General features: G+C 56.8%; 6 protein-coding genes and 2 pseudogenes. 3 read left to right on the plus strand and 5 right to left on the minus strand.

What is annotated here, in order from left to right; all coding sequences use genetic code 11:
• Nucleotides 1–129 precede the first annotated feature (129 nt).
• Nucleotides 130–1,324, minus strand: a pseudogene (gene argJ / locus IR141_RS11390) (bifunctional glutamate N-acetyltransferase/amino-acid acetyltransferase ArgJ); the annotation flags it as partial.
• Nucleotides 1,325–2,719 (minus strand): chloride channel protein, encoded by a 1,395-nt coding sequence (locus IR141_RS11395; RefSeq protein ID WP_135037353.1) that lies wholly within the window; start codon nucleotides 2,717–2,719, stop codon nucleotides 1,325–1,327.
• A 222-nt stretch (nucleotides 2,720–2,941) separates the two neighbouring features.
• Between IR141_RS11395 and IR141_RS11400 the strand changes: the two genes are divergently transcribed.
• From IR141_RS11400 to thiD, 3 genes are all read left to right on the plus strand, one after another.
• A complete protein-coding gene (locus IR141_RS11400) occupies nucleotides 2,942–3,700 on the plus strand; it encodes a GNAT family N-acetyltransferase (protein WP_135037356.1) in 759 nt (252 codons plus the stop codon).
• A gap of 269 nt (nucleotides 3,701–3,969) precedes the next feature.
• Nucleotides 3,970–4,737 carry a 1-acyl-sn-glycerol-3-phosphate acyltransferase gene (locus tag IR141_RS11405; RefSeq protein WP_135037368.1) on the plus strand — a complete coding sequence of 256 codons (768 nt, stop codon included), beginning with the start codon at nucleotides 3,970–3,972 and terminating at the stop codon, nucleotides 4,735–4,737.
• Nucleotides 4,738–5,277: 540 nt separating this feature from the next.
• A complete protein-coding gene (gene thiD, locus IR141_RS11410; RefSeq protein ID WP_135037359.1) occupies nucleotides 5,278–6,099 on the plus strand; it encodes a bifunctional hydroxymethylpyrimidine kinase/phosphomethylpyrimidine kinase in 822 nt (273 codons plus the stop codon).
• A gap of 603 nt (nucleotides 6,100–6,702) precedes the next feature.
• On the opposite strand, the gene IR141_RS11415 is transcribed toward thiD, so the two are convergent.
• The 3 genes and pseudogenes from IR141_RS11415 to IR141_RS11425 all read right to left on the minus strand — a co-directional run.
• The gene (locus tag IR141_RS11415; RefSeq protein WP_135037362.1) at nucleotides 6,703–7,314 is read right to left on the minus strand and encodes a phospholipid-binding protein MlaC; all 612 of its coding nucleotides are present in this window, start codon (nucleotides 7,312–7,314) and stop codon (nucleotides 6,703–6,705) included.
• Nucleotides 7,315–7,720: 406 nt separating this feature from the next.
• Entirely contained in the window at nucleotides 7,721–8,287 is a 567-nt protein-coding gene (locus IR141_RS11420; RefSeq protein ID WP_135037365.1) for a hypothetical protein, read from the minus strand.
• Nucleotides 8,288–8,374: 87 nt separating this feature from the next.
• Nucleotides 8,375–8,564, minus strand: a pseudogene (locus tag IR141_RS11425) (IS1595 family transposase); the annotation flags it as partial.

Here is an 8,564-nt window from a genome sequence, read left to right on the forward strand (position 1 = left end):
GGAGCGTCTGACTTATTGCTGCGATATTTTTGAGACGGGCAATGATTCTTACCGGATGAAACACCGCTCATAGGGTGGCTCAATTTTAGACCACAACTGTGGCTCAGTTTTGGAATGGAATTGACAAGCGGCATTAATCGACACATATTCGTGCGATAAATCGCAGGTGTAAACAGTGGCGCATTCGCGGCCGCGCTGCAAGTCGATGCGCACAGTGATTTCGGCGCGCGCCATCACAGCCTGCCCCTGTTCTTCGCTGTAGCCGGCGGCGCAGCCGCCGTTTTCTACCACCAAAACCTCATCGGGCCAGGCGCATTTTGCCGGCATCGGAGTTTTCCGATACCGGACAACCGATGGCGGCGAGCAGCCGGCCGAGATTGGGGTCGGAGGCGAAAAAGGCGGTTTTTACCAGCGGCGGGTGGGCAACGGCATAGGCCGTTTGGCGGGCTTCGGAGCGGCCGGCGGCGTTTTCCACCGAATGGTGATGAACTTGGCGGCACCTTCTTCATTGCGCACAATAGTCTGCTCCGGATCGAGCGCAAGGCCGGCGAGCAGGGCTTTCAGTTGGTCGTAGCGCGGGTCGGCGATGTTGTCGATTTCGTTTTGGCCGTTTTTGCCGGCGGCCACCACCACGAAGCTGTCGTTGGTGCTGGTGTCGCCGTCAACGGTGATGGCGTTGAACGACAAATCGGCTATTTCTTGCGTGAGCATCTTCAAAACGGGTTGGGAAACTTTGGCATCGCAAACAATGAAGCCGAGCATGGTGGCCATATCGGGGCAAATCATGCCGGAGCCTTTGGCAATGCCGGCGACGCGCACGGTGTGGCGGTTGCCCACCCTGCCTTCTCGGCCTGCGGCTTTGGGCACGGTGTCGGTGGTCATGATGGCGCGGACGGCACGGTCCTAGTGCACGGGTTTCACACCGGACAGGGCGGCAGTGATTTTCTGCGCGGGCAGCGGCTCGAGAATCACGCCGGTTGAAAAAGGCAGCACTTGTTCGGGTGCACAGCCGACTTGTACTGCGGCAGCACGGCATACCGCCGGCGCGTCTTCGCGGCCCTGCACGCCGGTGCCGGCGTTGGCATTGCCGGTGTTGATAACCAGCGCACGGATGCCGTTTTCGTTGGCCGGGTGTTCTTTGGCCGCATAAACCGAAGCGGCACAGAAGCGGTTTCGGGTAAACACGGCACCAACGGTGTTACGGTTGAGCACAATCAGGGTTAAGTCGTCATGGTCGGGCTTTTTCACGCCCGCCCACAAATACCTGCATGCCATCAACAGCGGGTAATTCTTCCGCTTTTTTTTCTGTCAAATTGACTGCCATTTACGGATTCTCCTTTGAAGCGGTCTGCCGGGCGGCGTTTTCTTCCTGAACACGCTGCCGGAAACGCGCGCCTGCCGCATGGTAAAACGGTTTCGGGGAAAACTGGCGCGACACTTGTGAAGCAAAAATAGCACCAACCAACAGCCAAAACAACAGATTTTGTCCGCCCGTCATTTCCATCACCACTACGCTGGCGGTAAGCGGCGACTGTGTAGCAGCCGCCAAAAATGCGGTCATGCAGATCAACACCAGCACATTCATGCCGGTTTGCAGGTCAGCCAAATCGGCAATATGCTGGCCCAGCATGGCGCCCACAGTGAGCGAGGGGGTAAAGATGCCGCCGGGAATGCCCGCCCAATAAGAAAGCACGGTAGCCGCCCATTTGGCCAGTGCCACGCCGACCGGGGCTTCATACATACGCCGCAGCGCGCCTGAAGCTTCGTGATAACCCGTGCCGAAAGTCTGCCCCTGATAAAGAGTGCCGATGGCGGCCAGCATCAGTCCAACCACGCCGGCAAACAAAACGGGGTGGCGGCGTATCCAAGCGCGCCATTTTTCAGGCGCAAATGCGGCCGCACCTTTATAAAGCAGCCGTGCAAACAGGCCGCCCGCCACGCCGCAAATCAAACCGCACAGCAGCACCCAGGCCAGCATATGGTTGAGCTGTGTGCCGTGAAAGCCTGAAAAATAAGGGTTGTTGCCCTGTATGGCCACTTGGATGAAACCCGCCGCCAACACGCCGATAAAAATCTGCCGCTCCCAACGCAACATCACGCCGCGCCCCAATTCTTCAATGGCAAACACCACGCCGGCCAGCGGCGCATTGAATGCCGCTGCCAAACCGCCCGCCGCGCCTGCCGCAATCAAATCGTTTTCCTGTATGCCTTTGAAAGCCAGATGGTGTTTTTTGCACCATGCACCCCATGCCGCCATCACCGCCGCCCCCACCTGCACAGACGGCCCTTCGCGCCCGATAGAGGTGCCTGCCAGCATACCCAAAAAAGTGAGCGGGATTTTCAGCATGGTCTGCCCCAACTTCAGCAGGCTCAGTTTCTGCGCACCGTGGGGCAACGACAGCGAGGCCAGCACCTGCGGAATACCGCTGCCTGCCGTGTAGGGCGCGAAGCGGCGCGTCAGCCACACAATCAGCGGCAACCCCAGCGGCAGCGCCGCCCAGGCAAACCACGGGTATTTTCTAACCAGCAGCGCGTTTTGCTCCAACGCAAAGTCGGCCAAATGGGCAAACAGCAAAGAAACCAAGGCCACCAGGGCCGCCCCCGCCAGCAGAAAGGCGAAAGCAACGGTTTTGCGCGACAGCCGCTGCGTCTGCCTGATTTTGTGGATGGTTTTACGCTTCAATATTCGGTAACGGGTGGTGAAATCGGTGTCGTCCATAGCCAAATGCCTGCCGTTTTTTTAAAGGAAAGTCGGGCGTATCCGCCACAATCGCAGCCGTTATTATGAACCGTTTGCACATCTGCATCAAAACACCTCAGGCCGTCTGAAAGCAGCGTTTCAGACGGCCTGAGCCGCTTCTGCCAACGAAATTAACCAGTTACTTGATTTATGCCGTCTGCTATACTTGGCGGGTTATTTTTACCACACAGGATTATGTTTATGCCGCAAACCAGCCGTTTCAACACCACCGGCCCCAAAATCGGCCTGAGCGTGCGCCTGGCTGAAAACCGGCAGGAAATCGAAGCCGCACAACGCTTGCGCTACCGGGTGTTTGCAGAAGAATTGGGCGCCGACATCCCCGGCAGCAACGGTTTGGATGCCGACGAATACGACCGGCACTGCCACCACCTGCTCGCTTTCGATGAAGCCGCCGGCGAAGTGGTGGGCTGCTACCGCCTGATCACCGAAGAAGCCGCCCGCGCTGTCGGCTCGTGGTATAGCGAACACGAATTCGACCTTTCCCCGCTGCAAAACATTCTGCCGCAAACCGTGGAACTGGGGCGCGCCTGCATCCACCCCGACTACCGCCACGGCGGCCTGGTGATGCTGCTGTGGACGGGGCTGGTGAAATTCATGCGCGATGAAAACCTGCGCTTTATGATCGGCTGCGGCAGCATCAGCACTGCCGATGGCGGCCACGAAGCAGCCGGGCTGTATCATGTGTTGAAAGAGAAACATCTGGCTCCCGAGCCGTGGCGCGTGCGCCCGCTCAACCCGCTCAAATGGGAACGGCTCACCCCCTCCGAACACCCCGAGTGCCCTTCTCTGATTAAGGGCTATCTCAAAGCCGGAGCCTGGTTTTGCGGCGAACCCTGCGCAGATGAAGCCTTCAATTGCGCCGATGTGCTGATTCTGATGGACATCACCCGGCTCAACAACCGCTACCTGCAACGTTTCGCGCCGAAACATCCCGCCTGAAACCCCGAAATGCGCAGGCCGTCTGAAACACAGGCCGTCTGAACCCGCGGCACGGCTGCCGCAAAGCAGGCGCAGTCTGCTTTTCCTGCACCCCGGCAACCGGCCGCAGGCGCAGCAATACCAAGCCGCCCCTGTTGCCGCTTCAGTTTGCCAAGCCAAAAACACGGCGTGCCGCAGCTCAAACCGGGCAGGTTCGCGGCACAACAGCAGGCTCAGCCCAAGCCTTTCAGACGGCCAGCAACCATACGGACCACCGTTTTTTACCCAATATGACCACCCTACGCACCGTTTTCCGCCTACTCTGCATCGGCATCTGCCTGCTCTACGGCACAGCCGAAATGTTTTTCCTGTTCCCCTTTTACAGCAAACAGCGCAAATTGCGCGCCATTCAATTATGGTCGCTGCGCGTGCTTGCCTCCTGCGGCCTGAAACTCGCCGTCTACGGCAGCCTGCCCGAAAAAGGGCGGGGGCAGATGATGATCAGCAACCACATTTCCTGGCTCGACATCATGGCCGTTAACGGTGCCTTTCCCGGCCGCTTCGTTGCCAAAGACGAGGTAGCCAAATGGCCGGTGGTCGGCTATCTCGCCACGCAGGCGCAAACCGTTTACGTTACCCGCAACAAAGGCACCGAAGGCAACAGCGAAAAAATCCGCCACGTTACCGCAGCGCTCAAAAACGGCGACACCGTTACCCTGTTCCCCGAAGGCACCAGCACCGAAGGCCGCGAAATCCTGCCGTTTAAAACCAGCTTTTTTCAGGCGGCCTATGAAGCAGATGTGCCGCTGATACCGGTGTTGTGCCGCTACCCCAACCCCGACGGCAGCAGCCCCAACCCCGCCATGGCCTACCACGGCGACATCAGCCTGCTGCAATCTATCTGCATGATTATCCGCCAGCCCGGCGGCGTGGCCGAACTGCATTTTCTCGACCCCGTGCCCTCCGGCGCCGACCGCCGCGCCACCGCCCTCGACATCCACCGCAGATTGAGCGAAAAGCAGCGCGGGCTGGAATCCGCCCCGCCCGTTTTCAAATAATGGCGGCATTAAAACAAACAGCATTACCCGCCCCTCCAAAAAACAACATTGCAGGAAGCCGGGGCGGCAGCCAAACCGGCCCAGCATCATCTTTACCTCCTGCCTCGCCCCACGTGTTTCACCGTCATCTGACACCGAGGCCGTCTGAATACTTTCAGACGGCCTTTTTAACCGCTCAAGCAATATCCTGTTTAACTAAAAAACCGCCTCCCTATAATGAAACCAAAATAAAAACGGCACCTCTAACAGCCAACCCGTAAAAACAATCACGGCATCCGCCCGTCCTGCGGCAATATCCGCGACCCGCCGCCTGATAATGGTTCCAACAGATTCGCCATTGCGAATCCATTTCCATTGCCAGGCTGCAGACTGAACACAACGAGTTAGAATCGGCTCTGTTGCCGCCCGTACAGCCGACAAAATCGTTCTCTCCGAGCCAAGTCGCAGCAATGCCGCAACAGAAACCAAGCGGGGTTATACCGTATGGCACGGCCGTCTGCTTCGCCCCGCCTTCCACATACACTACCGCAAGGATACGCCATGCCCGGCAAACCTTTTCCCCGCGCCCTCACCATAGCCGGCTCCGACTCCGGCGGCGGCGCAGGTATTCAGGCCGACTTAAAAACCTTTGCTGCACTCGGTGCCTACGGCACCAGCGTGATTACCGCCGTTACCGCACAAAACACCCAAGGGGTGCAGGCCGTCCACCCCGTTCCGGCCGACATCGTGGCCGCACAATGCCAATCTGTTTTTTCCGACATCCGCATCGATGCCGTGAAAATCGGTATGCTGCCCGACACCGCCTCCATTCACGCCGTAGCCGCCGCATTGCGCAGACACAACACCGCTTTCGTGGTGCTCGACCCCGTGTTGGCCGCCCACTCCGGCGACAAACTGACACAGGAAAACACCATAGCGGCCCTCTGCAACGAACTGCTGTCCCTGGCCGGCCTCATCACGCCCAACATCAGCGAGTTGGCCGCACTCACCGGCAACACCACGGCCGCAAATGAAGATGAAATGCTTGGGCAGGGCCGGCAACTCATGGAAAAAGGCGCAGCAGCCGTGCTGCTCAAAGGCGGCTGTTGGCAGCACAGCAAAGAAGCGCGCGACTGGCTTTTGGTGGCCGGCCACCGGCCGCAATGCTTCCGCAACAGCCGTATCGACACCCGCAACACCCACGGCACAGGCTGCACCCTCGCTGCCGCCATTGCTGCCCTGCACCCGCAACGCGGCAATCTGAACACCGCCGTTTCGGCGGCCAAAACCTATCTGCACGGCGCCATCGAAGCAGGAGCGGGCTGGCGCATCGGCAAAGGCTGCGGCCCGCCGGCGCATTTTTGGCGGCATTACCGAGGCTGACTGCAGCCAACCCAAACAAACGCCGGTCGGCAGACCGAAGGGCATGCAGAGCAGGCCGGCATCGTCATGATTTCAAAGCGTGCCGGCCATAGGCCGTCTGAAACCGTTGCAAAGCCCGCACACTTGGCAGAAATAAACAATGTTTATCAAAACCCGGCTTGTAATAAACAGCCAACGCCATTATATTGCTTGAATCTCACGCCATGACAACAACAACGAAAGGAGACCATGATGCACCACCGCAGACGTCAAGCCATCTTTCAGGCGGCCAAACGCGCTTTCCAAGCCCCGGCCAAGCCTGCAGGCGGCAAAACTGCCCGCAGCGGCAGAGCCTGCTGATTCAGGCAATTTTATTTCAATCTGACTGCAACAAAGGCCGTCTGAAAATTTCAGACGGCCTTTGTTGCAGTATCCGTTTATCTGCCGTATCAAAACATCGCTAATCCGCCTGCCCTATATGGCGCGGGCGCGGTTTGGTTTCACTCAAAGAAACCGCTTGTTTTGGCCTCCAAAGCATCAACAGGCAGAACGGTTGCACTCCGCCCATGCTGCCGGCAGCCCGATGCCTGAATATCGAAAATGCGTGGATTCACCAGATAGGCATTACAGCGGCTCGGCTTTTTTCAAACCTTTGGCGCGCAAGGTTGCGATTGCGCCGTCAATGCCTTTCTGTTTAATCAACTCATTGAATTGGTTGCGGTAAACTGTAACCAAACTCACGCCGTCCACACGAATGTTATACACCTTATACACCGCCCCCGCCCGGTAAAGCTGGTAGGCCACTTCGTATTTGCTGCCTTTTTTGGTGCGGATTTCAGAAAACACCTCCACCTTATTGCCGTTATCGGTGATTTTAGGCAGCAGCTTCACCTGTGCATCGGCAGCCCCCATCAAGGCAGAGCGCGCATACATCGAAATCATCATATCTTTAAAGGCTGCGATAAAATCGGTTTTTTGTTTGGCTGAAAAATCCCGCCACGGCAAACCCACGGCCAACGCCGAAATGCGCCCGTAATCCAAAAAACCATCGGCATAGCCTTCAATCCGGCGGATTTTCTGCTGCTCGCTCAAACTGCCGTTGCGTGCCACTGCCAACACCGTGTCGATATTCTGCTGCGCCTGTATTTGGGCAGGATGCTGCCGGGTTTCTGCGGTAGCATAAGGTGCAACCAAAGCAACGGGTGCGGCAAGCAAAACCGCCATCAGTTTGTTCATGTTTTTTCCCTCAAAAAAGTGTGTTTATAAAGTGCGTTTTATCCGCAGGAGAGCGGCAATCCGTTACCTGCAAACAGTCATATTTAACAACAGGGCGGCGTTATCTTGCATTAAAAACTGCAAAATATGCGCCACAGTTTCGGATTCAACATGCCAAAACCGTTTCCAAACACTGCCGCGCCGTATCCGCCAAGCGGCAAAACCGGTTGTGGAAAACAACCGATGTATCGAGAATCCGCTCATTTTGGGCTGCCAGGCCGCAAAAAGCCGCAGACAATACAGCAAACAGCAAAGCCCGGCAACGCCACAGAGAAGCGGAGATTCACTAACCGGTTTGAAAAAGCAGAGAGGCCGTCTGAAAAATATATTCAGACGGCCTTTTAAAACCATTGCAGCATATCGGAATCTAACGCGCTTGCGGCCCGGATTCCAACATCACTTTAGCCTGCCCGGCGAGCGCGTCCAAATCAATCAGGCCGGTTTGTGCCGCAGCCGTCAGCAGCGCACTGCCCGCTATCACGGTCAATACCGCATAAACCAGATAGGCCGACATCACCCGCCAACCCGGCCGGCCGCTCATTCTGATAAATCCGACCGCTTGGGCAACAAATATCCAAATCTGCCAAAACATGCCCGCAGCCGCCAACGCAGGGGCATAAAACAACACCAGCAGCGGCACCGACAGGGCTTCGGAAGCCAATACAAAACCCCACATCGGCAGCTTGGTTTTCCCGTGCGGCAACATCCGCCCCATCACCAAGCTCAGCACAGCGCATTTCAACACTGTCAGCAGCACGGTCAGCGCAACCACCGCCGGGCTCTTGCCGAACAAAAGTGCAGTAGAAGCCGCATTCACCAAGCCGATCAACAGCAGCACGGCAGCGGCAACGATAAACGGATAGCGGTAATCTGCGGGATTTTTATAACGCAGGCGCAAAATATCCCACATATCGCACAGAAAATAATACAGCATAAACCAACACGTTTCGGGAAAAGCGTGCATTGTATCGGCAATCCGCGCTTTTTCAAACAAAAAGAAAGGGGCTGAAGTAGATTAGCCCTAAACACCACACCAAAGCCGCAAAGTTTTTAACTGCTGCTTTGGTGTCCCGAAGTTAAAACGAAACTCACATTCTTTCAAGAACAGAGGAAAAGATTTTCGGTCGATTCCGTTGTATTTGCGCAAGACACGTTTCGCCTGATTCCAAAAATTCTCAATGCCGTTGATATGGTTGTGTCGGTCGGCAAAC

This window comes from Neisseria sp. 19428wB4_WF04, assembly GCF_015235335.1.
Lineage (GTDB): Bacteria > Pseudomonadota > Gammaproteobacteria > Burkholderiales > Neisseriaceae > Neisseria > Neisseria musculi.

Coding starts and splice junctions, on each gene's coding strand:
- IR141_RS11420 (WP_135037365.1), bottom strand. CDS start 8,287: ATGCTGTATTATTTTCTGTGCGATATGTGGGATATTTTGCGCCTGCGT.
- IR141_RS11395 (WP_135037353.1), bottom strand. CDS start 2,719: ATGGACGACACCGATTTCACCACCCGTTACCGAATATTGAAGCGTAAA.
- IR141_RS11400 (WP_135037356.1), top strand. CDS start 2,942: ATGCCGCAAACCAGCCGTTTCAACACCACCGGCCCCAAAATCGGCCTG.
- IR141_RS11405 (WP_135037368.1), top strand. CDS start 3,970: ATGACCACCCTACGCACCGTTTTCCGCCTACTCTGCATCGGCATCTGC.
- thiD (WP_135037359.1), top strand. CDS start 5,278: ATGCCCGGCAAACCTTTTCCCCGCGCCCTCACCATAGCCGGCTCCGAC.
- IR141_RS11415 (WP_135037362.1), bottom strand. CDS start 7,314: ATGAACAAACTGATGGCGGTTTTGCTTGCCGCACCCGTTGCTTTGGTT.